The 13,487-nt window shown below is 66.0% G+C and carries 15 protein-coding genes and 1 tRNA gene; 1 reads left to right on the top strand and 15 read right to left on the bottom strand.

The features are described from left to right. Positions 1 to 72: 72 nt before the first annotated feature. Positions 73 to 213, bottom strand: a complete 141-nt coding sequence (locus DSM104329_RS08200; protein ID WP_259314935.1) for a hypothetical protein — start codon at positions 211 to 213, stop codon at positions 73 to 75. Positions 214 to 290: 77 nt separating this feature from the next. Continuing rightward, positions 291 to 530 carry a hypothetical protein gene (locus DSM104329_RS08195; protein ID WP_259314934.1) on the bottom strand — a complete coding sequence of 80 codons (240 nt, stop codon included), beginning with the start codon at positions 528 to 530 and terminating at the stop codon, positions 291 to 293. 1,043 nt (positions 531 to 1,573) lie between these two features. On the opposite strand from DSM104329_RS08195, the gene DSM104329_RS08190 reads away from it, so the two are divergent. Further along, the gene (locus DSM104329_RS08190; protein WP_259314933.1) at positions 1,574 to 1,834 is read left to right on the top strand and encodes a hypothetical protein; all 261 of its coding nucleotides are present in this window, start codon (positions 1,574 to 1,576) and stop codon (positions 1,832 to 1,834) included. A gap of 207 nt (positions 1,835 to 2,041) precedes the next feature. On the opposite strand, the gene DSM104329_RS08185 is transcribed toward DSM104329_RS08190, so the two are convergent. The 13 genes from DSM104329_RS08185 to DSM104329_RS08130 form a co-directional block, all read right to left on the bottom strand. After that, positions 2,042 to 2,112, bottom strand: a tRNA-Cys gene (locus DSM104329_RS08185). A gap of 18 nt (positions 2,113 to 2,130) precedes the next feature. Next, entirely contained in the window at positions 2,131 to 2,397 is a 267-nt protein-coding gene (locus DSM104329_RS08180) for a hypothetical protein (protein ID WP_259314932.1), read from the bottom strand. Continuing rightward, positions 2,394 to 2,720, bottom strand: a complete 327-nt coding sequence (locus DSM104329_RS08175) for a hypothetical protein (protein ID WP_259314930.1) — start codon at positions 2,718 to 2,720, stop codon at positions 2,394 to 2,396. The genes DSM104329_RS08180 and DSM104329_RS08175 overlap by 4 nt, the downstream gene beginning before the upstream one ends. 509 nt (positions 2,721 to 3,229) lie before the next feature. Further along, positions 3,230 to 4,291: a YaaC family protein gene (locus DSM104329_RS08170; protein ID WP_259314929.1), complete on the bottom strand. Its 1,062-nt coding sequence runs from the start codon at positions 4,289 to 4,291 to the stop codon at positions 3,230 to 3,232. Between the two features lie 12 nt (positions 4,292 to 4,303). Next, positions 4,304 to 5,533: a tyrosine-type recombinase/integrase gene (locus DSM104329_RS08165; protein ID WP_259314928.1), complete on the bottom strand. Its 1,230-nt coding sequence runs from the start codon at positions 5,531 to 5,533 to the stop codon at positions 4,304 to 4,306. A 31-nt stretch (positions 5,534 to 5,564) separates the two neighbouring features. Then, positions 5,565 to 5,732 carry a hypothetical protein gene (locus tag DSM104329_RS29045; RefSeq protein WP_407655875.1) on the bottom strand — a complete coding sequence of 56 codons (168 nt, stop codon included), beginning with the start codon at positions 5,730 to 5,732 and terminating at the stop codon, positions 5,565 to 5,567. A gap of 59 nt (positions 5,733 to 5,791) precedes the next feature. Beyond that, positions 5,792 to 7,924, bottom strand: a complete 2,133-nt coding sequence (locus DSM104329_RS08160) for an AAA family ATPase (protein ID WP_259314927.1) — start codon at positions 7,922 to 7,924, stop codon at positions 5,792 to 5,794. Further along, complete coding sequence (locus tag DSM104329_RS08155; protein WP_259314926.1) at positions 7,921 to 8,493, bottom strand: hypothetical protein; 573 nt, start codon at positions 8,491 to 8,493, stop codon at positions 7,921 to 7,923. The genes DSM104329_RS08160 and DSM104329_RS08155 overlap by 4 nt, the downstream gene beginning before the upstream one ends. 274 nt (positions 8,494 to 8,767) lie before the next feature. After that, the gene (locus tag DSM104329_RS08150; RefSeq protein WP_259314925.1) at positions 8,768 to 9,529 is read right to left on the bottom strand and encodes a hypothetical protein; all 762 of its coding nucleotides are present in this window, start codon (positions 9,527 to 9,529) and stop codon (positions 8,768 to 8,770) included. 781 nt (positions 9,530 to 10,310) lie between these two features. Further along, positions 10,311 to 10,976: a recombinase family protein gene (locus DSM104329_RS08145; RefSeq protein ID WP_259314923.1), complete on the bottom strand. Its 666-nt coding sequence runs from the start codon at positions 10,974 to 10,976 to the stop codon at positions 10,311 to 10,313. Positions 10,977 to 11,437: 461 nt separating this feature from the next. Beyond that, positions 11,438 to 12,118 (bottom strand): hypothetical protein, encoded by a 681-nt coding sequence (locus tag DSM104329_RS08140; RefSeq protein ID WP_259314921.1) that lies wholly within the window; start codon positions 12,116 to 12,118, stop codon positions 11,438 to 11,440. 51 nt (positions 12,119 to 12,169) lie between these two features. After that, entirely contained in the window at positions 12,170 to 12,754 is a 585-nt protein-coding gene (locus DSM104329_RS08135; protein WP_259314920.1) for a DUF4352 domain-containing protein, read from the bottom strand. A gap of 141 nt (positions 12,755 to 12,895) precedes the next feature. Next, positions 12,896 to 13,267 carry a hypothetical protein gene (locus DSM104329_RS08130; protein ID WP_259314919.1) on the bottom strand — a complete coding sequence of 124 codons (372 nt, stop codon included), beginning with the start codon at positions 13,265 to 13,267 and terminating at the stop codon, positions 12,896 to 12,898. Between the last annotated feature and the right edge of the window lie 220 nt (positions 13,268 to 13,487).

The following is a 13,487-nucleotide window of genomic DNA, read 5'->3' as shown; positions in this document are numbered from 1 at the left end:
TGCATTGCAATACAATATGTCCACGCCACCGCGGGTGCTTGCGCCTACGCGCCGACCTCCGGAGAGCGCAGCTCAGAAGTCGCTGCCGCCACCACCGCCGCCGAGGCCGCAGCCATCCATGCCGCCGAGCAGCGCGATGAGCAGCAGCGTCACGATCACGGAGAACAGCAACGAGCCGAAGCAGCCCATCCGGCTGCTGAAGAACACGAACATCGCGCGCCACTACCCCACGGGCGCGCTTCTCCACATCAGGCGGGCGGGTCTCCGACCGGGCGACGCCCGAAAGCGGGTCAGGACTTCGTGAACCGGCTTCGGCGATCGGCGAGCGTGACCTCGAGCGCCTCGATTTCACGAACCCGGGCGAAGCTGTCCTCGAGCGCGGTGGCGGCCCGCTCGAGCAGACCGGCGTCGCGCTCCAGCTGCGCGCGCGGCACCTCGTCGCGTTCGAGCTGCGCGGCCTCGCGCAACTCGAGCGCCCGTGCCCGTGCCCGAGCGGCGCGCTTCAGCGCCTCGTTCGCCCGAACCGTCATGCGCCCCGCGCCCTGAGTGCTCGGAGAGAACCGATGACCACACCATCCCCATCACCGGACGTCGCCCAAACCTTCCGGTCGAGCGGCGCGCCGGCAACGATGACCGTCCCGGTCGGAGTGGAGCACGAAAACGACGAAAGCCCGGTAGAGGCCGGGGCTTCCGCCAGAGCGGGATGGTCGCTGTCCGGGTCCGCGATCGTGCCCCGGAGGCCGGCGTCACGATCGTCTGAGGCATCGAACACCGCACCGTGATCCGATGGCCCATCCAGTCCTGCAACGTTCGCATGGCACGCCAGCCGCGGCCATGCGGGTACCGAACGTGTGGCGCCGGTCGTGGAAGACATGCGTGTCGTCGAGCTTTGCCGCATCCAGCGCTCTAGCCGCGGATACGAGAGCCGGTAAGGACACGCAGGCAGCGGTGCCCGCGTACGACCTCAGTGGGCAGCCCGACCATGCCGCGCCTGTGTAACGCCCGGACGACGTAACGAAGAAGACTGCGGTCGGGCAGCCGGGCGTCATGCGCGGCGCGCAAACCGTGGCTGTATGCGGTCAGTGCAAGGCGACGCGGGGCACGTGGTCCGGCACTCTGAGTGCGAGGAGCCGTTCCCTCAGCTGGCGCGCGTGCGCATCACGGGCTTGTCCTGGTGGGTGCTTGTCAACTGGACAGGTTCTGTCTGCGCAAGCGTAGTAGTCGGCCAGTCGTCGCGACTGCGCCGCCGTTCGAGCGAGAACATCGAGATCGGCCATGATGTTCGTCGTAGTACCCGGATCGGCCTGCTCTTGTCCGTCGCGTGCCCAGTTCACCGTCACCGGGGGCTGCGAGCGGTCCACGCGAGTGCAGTGGACGCGCGTGGTCGCGTCGCTCGTCGTGCTCGCGCGTTTTCGGGCCCCGCAGGCCGTGTCCCGCCGACCCCGTATGCCGCCCTGTCCGCCGGCTGACGAGGGCTGGACCCGAAACGCTCCTCCGTGTTAGGCTCGCTGAACACTCGGCGAGGCCTGCGTAAGGGCGGGTGAGCAGGCCGCCGCGATCACGGAGACGAGTCGTGAGAACCACGCAGACGGCGGGGTCGAACTCACGGTTGGCCGATAGCGGACTGCCGTTGGATGTGTGGGCGCACTTGCTGCTCGACCTCGACGGCGAACTCAGCAAGCTGGCCAGGTGGGAAACGTTGCGACAGGCGTGCTCGAGCGGTCGCGTCGCCGCCGATCTCGACGTTCTCATCGCGGATACGAACACCACGGTCGACCACCTTCGCGAGATCCTGTCTGCAGTTCCGGGCGCGTTACATCTGATGGCCGCATAGTGGCCTCTGTTTCCCGGTGGTCTCCAGGACTCTTCCCGCCGGCGCTCTGGTGCCGATGCACCGTGGGTCTGCACCCGCCACATTGAGGTTGCGGTGCATTTGAGTATGGCGTCGCGTCAGGGCATCACAGGCGCTAGTCGTCGGCGACGAGCGCTTAACAATGCCGCCCGTTCGTCGTCTTGACCCGGTGGTGAGTCCGGCGCTGAGACCCCCGGCCGGGGATCGAACCCGCGTGGACGGCTCTGCAGGCCGCCGCCTCACCACTCGGCCACCGGGCGCGGTGCTCTACCGGCGGGTCAGCGACAGAACCGCGCGAGCGTGCTGGCGTCGACGCGCCGGCCGTCGGGCAGCGTGACGAGCAGCGCGCCGCGCTGCTCGAGGTCCTGGCGGGGCGCCTCGAGCACTGCGCCGACGACCTCGCGGCTGGTGTCGTCGGGGTACATGAACATGTGGCCGAGGTCGGTCTCTTCGCCGGCGACGCCGTCGCCGAGGTACAGCACGTCGTTCGCGTCGTCGTAGGTGACGCGATCGAAGGTGTAGGAGCCGAGTTGGGCGGTGGTCATGTGCGTGGGGCGCGCAGCAGCCACCACAGCCGCTGCCGAAAGGTTGGGATGGAGGTGCGCCTAGCGCGGTGCGCAGTGCGGTGACCGGATGCCGAGCCAAGGCGAATGGCGACCGCCTCGTGAAGGAAGGCCTTGGCCATCGCGACCGCTGAGACGTCATTGATCTGCGCAAGCGCCTCGAGCGCCCGAACATCGGCCCGTGACACGGGTACCGCGAGCACAACCTCCACGCTCGGATTCGGGCTCGGCCGCTCGCCTTCCTCGAGCGGGAACTCCTCCGTTGGATCTAGGTCGATGGTGGGGTGATGGGCGCGGTGGTCCACGTGCTTCATGATCTTCGTCAGACGTGCTTTTGCCAAGCCGCACGCTGCGTCGGGGTGAGGAGGGCCACCCTGTCATGACGTGCCAGACAGCATCGTCGCTCTCGTCAGGCTGCAAGACGATGGTGAGGCCCCGGCCCCGGAGGTCGATGCCGATCATCAGTCGGCTGCCAGGCACCCTCGGATTGGGATTCGCGGGGCAGTAGGGCCCTGCGTCGGCAACGCTTCGGACGTTCGCGATCGTGATGCCTCGGGAGGCCAGTTTGTCGACCGCTTGCTCGTTGAAGACGAGTTGGGCGATGAACACGGCGCCAATCTAAACGCTCGTGTTGACCGCACATTGCTACCTCATCGCTACCACGGCTGCCCCCCAAAAAACGACGAAAGCCCCGTAGAGGCCGGGGCTTCCGCCAGAGCGGGATACGGGAATCGAACCCGCCGAAAGCGCTGCTCTGCCGCGCTTTCCGCTTGGCTGAGTGGTGTCCGGTCTGCTCAGGTGCGCTGAGGTTTGCTCAGATTGGTACCTCGATTGGTACCCCGGCGCGCAGCTTGAAATGCTGCGCCATAAGGTGCGGGATCTGCTGATCGATTGCTTCTTGCGCGTGGCGGACGAGCGGAAGGGCGATATCACCCCGCGCCTGCCCCGCGAGATCCATCCACAGCGTCGGGTGATATCGGACGAGCGCCCCAAGACAGAAGCTAAGGGCGAGCATCATTAGTAGTTGCGACCAGACCGTGCCGTCGGGCATCGGAGTGATCACCCAGGCGCTCCCGTCAGCACCCGTCGCCAGACATCGCTCTGAGATGTCGTCGTCTCGGCTCATGTAGTACGTCCGGGCTGGTCCGCCTTGTCCCCATTGATGGTTCTGGCGCTCGTGAATCTCTTGGTCCTCGCTCAACTGAAGCGCGCTGCGGAGTTCGTCCGGTGTAGGCAGTCCCGCTAATCCTTCGAACACGATCACCTCGGGCCCGGGCATGCCAGGGCGGCGTTCCCCGACCTCGAATGCAAAGCCGGGATAGGCAGCCGCACGCAAACCGGTGACTCTCTCGTACATTTTGATGGTCGCCGGCAGGCGGTTAAGGAGATCACGAATCCGCACTTCCGCACCCTCAATCGAGGGCGTACCGACGCGACGATGCAGATTCCAGGACGGGAACGGAGCGGTGTAGATCCGTGAAGGCTCATGATTTCCCGTGGCGTTCGCGATCTGTTGCATGGTCCCGCCCGTAACTCGGATCCGGAGATCAAGCAAGGCACGCGGTCCCTGTGAGAGCTCCTGGCGCCACTGAATGGCTTTTAGCCCGTGCCCTCCGGTTAGGGCCTCCTCGTTCTGTTCTCGGCCTTGAAAGAGGATCGCGGCGCGGGCGAAAGCCAGCGCGCCGTAGTACTGGAGCAGCGGTCGGATCAGGTCGCTTGCGCCTTGTGCGCTGGCCCAGTAGTCACGGCCCTGGATTAGGTGGGCGATGATCGACCGGGCCTTGCTGGCGCTCAGTTCGCGTTGATGCCGCTGTTGAAATCGGATTTCGAGGTAGTCACGGCTCTCGAGTAGCGCGAGTTCGCGCAGTCCGTCCATTCGCTGATGCTCTCACGGGCTCACGACACCAGGCGCGGCCGAAACGATCGGCGACGACGATCTGAACGCTCCGGCGATTAAAGCCGCTTCGTGCTCAGGTGCTGGGGCGTAGTCCGCATACCGCTGCGTAGTCGCGATATCGCGATGTCCCATCCACTCCTGCAACGTCCTCATTGGCACACCGGCCGCAGCCATCCGCGTCCCGAACGTGTGCCGTAGGTCATGGAAGACATGCGCGTCATCGAGCCTCGCGACCCTGAGCGCCTTGCGGAACCGGCGGAGAATCGCCGCCTTCGCGAGCGGCCCGCCAGTCAGCGGGTCAGCGAACACGAGGTCGTCGTCGCCCTGCATGCTCGACGCCTTGAACAGCGAGTCGAGCTCCCCGGCGACCCGGTCAGCCATCGGCACGCTTCTGGTCGATCGACGGCTCTTCGGCGTCCCAAACTCGCCCAGCACGTAGTTCTGCCTGACCCGGATGCGGCCCGCGGTCCAGTCGACGTCGCGCCACCGCAACGCGATCAACTCGCCCTGTCGGAGTCCGGTCATCGCCGCGGTGATGTAGAGCGCCCGATCAACCGCCTCGTACGTCCCCGACGTTGCTGCGGCTCCGACCGCCTCGACCTCTACAGGCTCGAGGAACCGGATGTCCTCGTCGGGCTCGACGACGGGCAACTCGAGATCCAGGACGGGGTTCGATCCCGTCCAGCCCTTCCGCTGGGCATACGACATCAGCGCGTTCAACGTGCCGATCGCGTTGCGGATCGTCTTCGGCGACAGCGGCTTAGTCCGTCTCAGCCCTCCTGGCCGCTGCCCGGCCTGCATCAGCGTCACAAGATCCGCCACATCCTCGGTCCGGATTCCGTCGATCGCGCGATCCGCGAAGAACGGCTCGATCCAGTGAGCCAGGTGCCCGCGCACGGCAGCGAGCGTTGACGGCTTGCGCCCCGACGCTGCCAGGTAGCGCGTATAGCGCCGGCCGGCCTCATGCATCGTCAGCCGCTCCCCTACCCGCGCTGCCCCTGGCGTCTCAGCGATCAGCCGGCGAAGTTCCGCCTCCGCTTGCGTCCGGGTCAGCCCGTCACGCGAGCCCTCGCCGCGCTTCGGGCCGATCCTGCGCTTGATCTGTCGGCCGTTCGTGCGCCACTTGCCGTACCACGTCTGCCGTCCGCTGCGGTCGGCTCGAACGAAGAGCCCGCCCGTCCCGTAGGACCGCCTCGGCTTCTCAGCAAGGGATGTCGTCATGTCGCTCCTCGACGTTCGCGGTCGCGGCATCCTAAGCCGCTCGGCCGACCCGGCCGGCTCGCTGCGGTCCTCGGCGTCGCGACTGCCACCACGTCTCAAGCTGGGCGGGCTCGAAGCGGACGTACCGGCCCAACCGCACATGAGGCACCCGATCGGCGCGGGCCTCCGCCAGCACCCACGTCTTGGGCACCCCCAGCATCTCAGCCGCCTCCAACGCGTCCACCAGTCGGGCGTGCGGGTGCGTAGACGAGCCAGTACTCATGCCGCCGCCCTCTCGTCGCCGTAGATCGCTTCGCGACGCCGGCCCTCCGTGTGGAGGGGGGTAGTAGTCGTCATGTTGTCTAGGGGCTGGCGATGACTACTACCCTCCCAAATGCGCGAGTTCTCCGCGATTTCGCCCGCCTCCTCGAGATCGCGCCATGCGTCGCGGAACGTCCTGTCATTGATCGCTCGCCCGACCTTCCGGGCGACTTCCGTCTTCGTTGCTGCGGGCAGCGCCGCCTTGATCGCTGCGGCTACCGCCTCTCTCGCCGGGACCTGCGGCCCGGGGTTCTCCGGAGGCGAAGAACTCTCGACACCTCCGCACTCGGGACTGATGCCAAGGAAGACATCGGCCGGCTCGGGCGCGTAGCGCATCTTGCCGCGCCCTCCGCCGCAACTGAGAGTGCGTGGGGCGTCCTCGTCGTTGGGGTCGCGCAGCAGGGCGAACAGCGCGTCGGCCTGATCCTTGATCGCCGACGAGCCGCGGAAGAACTTCTCCGAGTCGCCCTTGTGGTGGATCAGTACGACAGCGGCTTTCGTGTCACGCGCGAGCTTCGCCAGGGCGGACACGGCGGGGGCCATATCGTCGGAATCATTCTCTGACTTCGACGGCGTGAGCCGGCGTAGCGAGTCGATCACCACAAGGTTCGCGCCCAGCTTCTCGACCTGGCGACGGACCCATACGAGGTCGTCCGGCATGGAGATGTCGAGCCCCATCGCGTCGATGTACTGGAACTCGGCGGTCGTGGCACCGGTGGGCCGTAGCCGCTGGTCCACGAACATTCGTGGCCCCATCTCCGCGTCGATGTAGAGCGCGATCCCCTTGACGCAGAGGATGCCCGCCATGGCTTGGCCGCGGGCGACACCTGTGCAGAGCGCCTGTGCGAGCCATGATTTGCCGCCGCCGCTCTCGCCGCTGACGATTGTCAGTGTGCCGTCAGCGACTACACCTTGCACCCGCCACGGGATAGGCTCGGGCGGCTTGGCGAGTAGGGCGTCGAGGTCGATGATCCGGCCCGCGTAGCGGTCTGTCTCCCCCACGGGCGTCTCGCTCGTGGCCGGAACCGCGATCTCGTCGGCCACACCAGACGTTGCCTCGTGGGCGGGCTCAGAAACGACATCCCCTGGCGGCGACCACGACACCGCCTCCCGCGCCAGCGCCATGAGCGCCTTCTTTGCGCTCGCCACGCCGTCAGCGCCGAACTCTGAGGCTTCCCGCAACATGTCGCCAACGTCGTAGCCGTCATCCCGGCCCGGGTCGATGTCGAGAACGCGAACATCCACGCCGACAGCGTGCAACGCGGCCGCGATCGCCTCTCGGGCGCCACGGCCCTGCGGGTCGCAATCCATCGACACGTTCACACGATCGACGAGCGCGAACCGAGCCGCGTACTTGCTGAAGCCCGTCGCGGCCCCGGTGCCGGGAATCGCGACCGCGGGCAACTCGAACACGTTCATGCTCACCGCGTCGCCCTCACCCTCGACGATCGTCACCTCATGGCCCTCGATCGTCTCGACGGGCGGGAAGATGTCCCGTGGGCGTCCTCGGAGCGCTAGCGACTTCGGCTCGCCTCCTGGGAGGTAGCCGACCACGTTAATGAGCTCTCCGCCGGTGTCATTGATCGGGAACACGAGGCGCTTCTCCCGCCAGCCATCCGCCTGGCCCCACCCAGCCCCGGCCGCAGCGAGCGCCCGGGCCGTCCAGCCGTTCCGATCCTCGAGACGCTTGAGCAGCTTGGCGTGTCCCTGCAAGTCCTGCTGCCACTGGACGAGCGTCGCCTCGTCGGGAAGCGCGGCGGGGGGTCTATCGCCACCCGAGCGACTGGCGGCGCCGCGGCGAGGCGTGTCATCCCCGCCAACCAGCCCATGGCGCTTGAGCAACTCCATCGCATCACCCGGTGCCCGTCCCTGTGCGAGCGCAGCGTCGTACGCGCCGCCCTTCGCTCCGCACCCATGGCATAGCCAGGCGCCCGTCTCGACGTTCACGCTGGCGGAGGGGCTCCGATCCCCGTTGCGATGAACGTCGCCTGGCGCGAAGCACGACACGGACACGTTGGGCCCGCCGGCCGGCAATGACACACCGAGGTCGGCGAAAAGCGCGCGCACATCTACGCAATCGAGAGTAGTCATCGCGCTACCTCCCGGTTGCGGTTCGTTCGGGCCTGCACGTCATCCCAGAACTGCTGACGCAGCCTGACAGACAGCCCGTTGAACACCGTGTTGCGCTCGCTGCTAGTCAGGCCAGCGGTGAGCCCAGCAAACTGCTCAACACTGAGCGTCGGGCCGTTCGCTGCTGGTTCTGGCCCGCTGTCGCCGTCGTCGCGGCTCGTGGACGCGCGACGGCGGGAAGGCGCCACGCGGTGCTCACGCGCAGCCGTAGCGACGTAAAAACCCCTCGCCGATCGCACTACCCGCGCTGCCCGCTCACGGACCGCACGGACGATCCGGCGGCGAATCGGCTCGACCTTCTCGTAATGTGCGCTCGCGACCTGCGCCCGCTTGATGTCCCGTCGCAGCCCCGGCGCATGACGCTCGAACTGCTGACGGCAGACAACCACGTATCTCCGGTACGTATCGGCTCGCTCACCCGTAATCACCTCGTACCTCTCGGCCTCGGCGATCAGCTCGAGCCATTCCGCGGCCTGAACATGCTCCGCAGGCTGAACATCCGTGCCCTCTCGGGCCAATGTGGTTCCCATAGCGGGACCTCCATATATGAACTTTTCTGGAGGTGCCACGCTGGAACTCGCGCGTCATCCTCCACTGAACGGCGCGGATCATAGTGCGCGGTCCGGCGGTGCACAGAAAACAACTAAGGGCCACTCCGCGAAGAGTGGCCCTTAGGAGAGGCGTTCAGTGGATGATGCGTGGGGGTGGTTCTAAGCGTGAACGTGTTCCAAGCGTTGACGCTGTACCGGCAACACTACCACTGACAGTGGTCGTAATGACAGTCCGTCACAGCAAGGCGCGGAGCTACCGCCGAGCGAACAGGCGACCCACAAGCCCACCGGCAGATCCCGCTCCCTGAGACGCGGCATACACCGCGCGCAGATACTGCTCCACCGGGGTGCCCTGAAGACTCGCGAACGACTGCTGCGGCGGCATCGGAGACGCCGGACCCAGGGGTTCCTCGGGACTGGGGCCACCAGCAGGCGCCGGACTTGGATCAACAGGTGGAGCGTTCCGGTTCGCCACCTGCGACATCACCCAGTTCTCGTACGCATCGCTCCGCTGGTTGTTCCTCGTGTTCGCCGCATCAGCCTGCAACCCGGCGAGCTCCGCAAGCTGCTGCGCATACGAACCCCTCAGCATCGCGTCCTGCGCCTGATAGTTGAACTGGTTATCGCTCTGCGCCCGCTGCAACGCCCCGGAATACAGTTGCCCGCGGGCGGCGTACCGGTTCCCCGTTCCGCGCTGGGTCTGCTGATACGCCCGTTGAAGAAGCTGCGCCCTCGAGAACGGGTTGTTCGGGTCAATCGACCCATCATCCTGATACCCAAACGAACGCTGGATGATCGGCTCCTGCGCCGCCAGAGCCGCCAACGTGTTGCCGTAGTTCAAATCAGCCCCGTTGAGCTGCGCGGTCAACGCCGCATCGAACGGCACCACCTCGCCCGGAGGCGCCCCCGGCTGAGTACTGTTGGCCGGCAGGACCGCAGGCGCCTGCTGCTGGGGCGGGTTGTACTGCCAGCCACCCGGGAACGTCCACGTGTTCGGATTGGTGTACCGCAGCAAGCCCGCCCTAGCCATCACACACCCACCCGCCGCACACGCGCGCAAACGGCCACCACCAGCGGCCCAGGCAACTCACAGCTATATCACGGTCATGCAGCACACCCCCAGTCTACCTGCCCACCCGGCATCAATCCGCAGCACAAACTGACGCACTTCTGTCGCAGAAAAGCCGTTAACCGCCAGAATTTGAGCAGCCCGCGGAAGAATAGATTCGGGATCGCAACGGAACGCGAAGGCCCCTCCCCCCTTGCGCTTGCGAGCGCGGACGCGCCAAATACGGTGGGCGGGATTCGGGTTTGGTGGCGACGTGTGTCCCTCTCATATGAAAGGACACGCTCGGGGCTCACACTGACGATGCGACCGGGTTTCCCCTTACGAGACCCCGAAGCTACCGTGAAGCACGGACTCACCACCGCCTCATGGTCACCGCTCGACTGACAGGTCCGGCTCTTGACGTGGCCAGGGTGGGGCTAAATGCTCCCCTGACAGTGATGGCCAGGAGAGGACGGCAATGCGTACACCGAGTAGTGGCCAAGCCGACGTTGGCGGGATGGTCATCCCCTTCCCGGACCGCTTCGACGATCACGGGACGCGATGGCAGCCGTGGGTGGCCGAACGTGTCGTTGCGAACCACTTTGGGGTGTCCGGCCGCACAGTCCGCCGGTGGCAGACACAGGGGATGCCGTCACGGATGGTGGGCGGCAGCCGGCGCTACCGACTCTCGATATGCGATGAGTGGCTCGCCGATCGCGATGCCACATAGGCGTCGGTCATCGGTACGTCAGACGGTTTGTACGGGCGTCGAGGCGCCATTGCGCTCGGCGGCACTCAACGCCGCCCGGACGCTCGAGGCGTACCAGCGCTTTCCGCCCTGGCCGGTCGCCACGCTGTCAGCGTTGAGGTGCTCAGCAATGGCGCGCAAGCTGCGGCCTTCTGCGCGCTCACGGACGATGCGCGAGACGACCGTGACCGGGAGTTCTGAGCGACGCCCGAGCCGCACGCCGGCCGCGCGCTTCGCGGCCAACCCGTCTCGTGTGCGCTGGCCGATCAGACGCCGCTCAAGCTGAGCGAACGTGGCCATGATCGAAACCATCGCCTCGCCCATCGGGGTTGTCGGGTCGGCCGGTGTGTCGAGCGCGAGGCAAGCCCACCCCTGACGCTGAGCGGTCGCCATCAGTCCGGCGAAATCGACCAGCGAGCGTGACAAGCGGTCCAGCTTGGCGACGATCAGGACATCAGCGTGACCTGAGGCCATCGCCTCGAGCGCCACACGGATGCCGGGCCGACGCAGATCCTTGGCGGAATACCCAGCGTCCTCGATGACGTCGACTAGCGTCCAACCACGACGCTGCGCCTCAGCGGCGATCGCAGCTCGCTGTGCGTCCAGCCCAGCTCGGCTATCCGCCTGCTCTTCGGTACTGACCCGCACGTAACCTACAACTCGCATCAGGGCGCTCCTATCGCCTCGGTGCCACGGGCCGGGACGGTTGCCCCCGTCGCCGGCCCACTAGAGGAGCGACCGTACAGCAAACGACCGATTGCTGTACAGACCGACTCGAGCAGACGTTGAGCGTGCCACGGATCACAGTGGAGGATCAGCCTACGTTCGCGCGATCCGCATTGTCCCCGAGCTTCCTTTGTGGCTCCGGCGCTTCGGCTGCCACAAGCCTATGCGCGTAACGAGAAGCAGGGCAGAAGCGCGCGGGTGCCTCACGCGCGTTTTCGGCAACGATCCCAGCCGCAAGCGCACTCGGGCTGTAGGCTTACTGGTGTTGTTGATCTTTGGGGGTTTCGGCGGGTTTGGGCGCGTGTGGGGGCGTGTGCCCCGGTGGGATCGGGGGTTTTGGGGTGCGTGTGCGCGGGCCGTGGGTTTCGGCCTGGGTCGCTGCCGTTTGAGTGCTGGATCGCCTAGCCGCCCGCTGGCGCTGAGCCGGACGCGCGCCATGAGGCGTTGGGGTGTACGAGGGAGCGCATCAGCGATTGGGCCAGAGCATCGGCGGCTGGCAGTTGCTGCTCGTCGGTCAGCACCGCGTAGAGCGTCCGCCGCACCCCCCAGTAAAGCGCTGGGACGTTCACGAAATACGCGCGGTCGGGCGCACCTGATGGTGCGGGCATCATCGTTGGGCCGATCCAGCTGGGCCGTGTCTCGGCGTGGTCGATCTCAGCGATCTGCGCTTCGGTTAGCGGGCTCTTGGCAATCGAGATCAGCGTGCCTTCGTCCAGGCCTGGCATGCCAAATGCGTGCGCGAGCGGGTTTCGCACGTGGTCGTAGAGCACCTTGATTCCTATCTCAGAGTCAACGGCCTCGGTATCCCATGGCCAATACCCCTCGAGAGTCTCTCGATAGCGGCGACTACGGTCTCCGCGGTTGGACAGCCCGTCCTCTGAGGCGTCGTAGAACCAGACCGAGGCGCCGGCGATCACATTAACCAGCGAAGTGGTCGCTGCGAAGTTCTGGCCGGCTTCTAGCCCAACGTCAAACATGGGCAGCCTGAGCATGTCTCGGATGTCGCCGAGCTGCATGTCGATGCCCCAACTCACGAAGGAAAACAAGGCTGGGAAACGTGATTGGTCAATGACAGCCGACACGGGGGGAGCTTGCGAGCGTGACATGGATTTCACCGGTGGTTCGGCACTGGGCTAGATCTGGGGGAGCGCGATGTACGCATGGGTGTCGCCGAACCCGAGCTCGCCGAATCGCAACTCGGGCTTGTCGTTGAGCACCTTCTTCGGCACATCGAACACCACCGTGCCCTTCTCGGTCGAGTCGGGATTGAGCGTCTCGAGGAAGAACGGCTCGTCACCAGCTCCGATCGCTGCGATGCTCCCGTCGCTGTCGGGGTCGTATGTGTTGCCGTTGACCTCGAGCTTGATGACATTGTCGGAGAGGGTCGCGGATTCGTCCTTCTTGCTCGTCGCCTTGAGTTTGACGACGACGAAGACGCCATCGGCCTTGGCGCCCAACCCGTACTGTTGCTCCCCGATCGTGTTGGTTGTGCGCGCTGACTCGAGGTTCCACACGATCGCGTCGACACGAACCTTGCCATCGGCTCCGACGTGCGGCGTGCAGTCATCTGTGGCCTTGAATCCGCAGCCGTCCGACTCGCTCTTGGCGCCGGACTCGCCACTGCCGGTTGAGCCTCCAGAGGAGCTGTCGTCGGTGGTTCCGCAGCCGGCGAAAGCCAGCAGGGCGAAAGCAGCAAGTGCGGCGAACAGGCGAAGCATCGAGACCCTTCCGTGGAGACCCAAACCGAACGACCGACATTAACCCGCTGGAGAGCTTTCAGCGGTCGAACATCTGTCGAGTGGTCCGCCGAAGAACCGCTAGACGGTCGCTCGCCACTCGCTGTCGCCCACCAGGCGGGCCTAGTCGATCGCGATGATGTCGACGTAGGACGTGAAGCTGGTGCTCGCGGGCAGGTTGGCGGTGAGCAGCTCCACCACCGGCACATAGACCTTGCTGGGATCAATGGTGAAGTCCGAAGATTCGCCGTTGACGATCGTGCCTCGAGGCGTCGGAGCGAGCCCAGAGATCGCTGAGGAAGCGACCTCCGACCCGAGGGTGGCCGTGAATCCGGTGGTGGCCGCTGCGATCGTTGCTTGATAGAGCGACACCTTCGCGGTGGTCGTGGGATCGCTGCCGGCGTTGCCGAGGGACCAGACATGCGTCCGCACTCGGAATCTGGTGCCGTGCTCGGCGAGCAGCGTTCCGCGCAGAACGAACTGGATGTTGGTCACGGTGCCGCCCGACGCGACAGACGAGATATACGTGCCCGTTGTGGCCCCGGCAGAGAGCTGCGCAGAGAACGCCCGGACCGTGGTGAACCGCGAAGCCTTTGAAATGCGAGCCATCAGTGATCGTCTCCTTCGCCGAAGTCCGATGCTTTCGGTTCCCCAATTCCCGGTGTGGCCGGGCGATGAAGTTGCGAGGCGATCTTCCCCTGGCTTCAAATAGTGG

The organism is Capillimicrobium parvum (genome assembly GCF_021172045.1).
Classification (GTDB): domain Bacteria; phylum Actinomycetota; class Thermoleophilia; order Solirubrobacterales; family Solirubrobacteraceae; genus Capillimicrobium; species Capillimicrobium parvum.
This window is presented reverse-complemented; position numbering and strand designations above follow the sequence as displayed.

Excerpts from the sequence above, each read along its gene's own strand:
- DSM104329_RS08195 (WP_259314934.1), bottom strand. The coding sequence starts at position 530 with ATGACGGTTCGGGCGAACGAGGCGCTGAAGCGCGCCGCTCGGGCACGG.
- DSM104329_RS08165 (WP_259314928.1), bottom strand. The coding sequence starts at position 5,533 with ATGACGACATCCCTTGCTGAGAAGCCGAGGCGGTCCTACGGGACGGGC.
- DSM104329_RS08155 (WP_259314926.1), bottom strand. The coding sequence starts at position 8,493 with ATGGGAACCACATTGGCCCGAGAGGGCACGGATGTTCAGCCTGCGGAG.
- DSM104329_RS29045 (WP_407655875.1), bottom strand. The coding sequence starts at position 5,732 with ATGCTGGGGGTGCCCAAGACGTGGGTGCTGGCGGAGGCCCGCGCCGAT.
- DSM104329_RS08170 (WP_259314929.1), bottom strand. The coding sequence starts at position 4,291 with ATGGACGGACTGCGCGAACTCGCGCTACTCGAGAGCCGTGACTACCTC.
- DSM104329_RS08160 (WP_259314927.1), bottom strand. The coding sequence starts at position 7,924 with ATGACTACTCTCGATTGCGTAGATGTGCGCGCGCTTTTCGCCGACCTC.
- DSM104329_RS08145 (WP_259314923.1), bottom strand. The coding sequence starts at position 10,976 with ATGCGAGTTGTAGGTTACGTGCGGGTCAGTACCGAAGAGCAGGCGGAT.
- DSM104329_RS08135 (WP_259314920.1), bottom strand. The coding sequence starts at position 12,754 with ATGCTTCGCCTGTTCGCCGCACTTGCTGCTTTCGCCCTGCTGGCTTTC.
- DSM104329_RS08180 (WP_259314932.1), bottom strand. The coding sequence starts at position 2,397 with ATGACCACCGCCCAACTCGGCTCCTACACCTTCGATCGCGTCACCTAC.
- DSM104329_RS08200 (WP_259314935.1), bottom strand. The coding sequence starts at position 213 with ATGTTCGTGTTCTTCAGCAGCCGGATGGGCTGCTTCGGCTCGTTGCTG.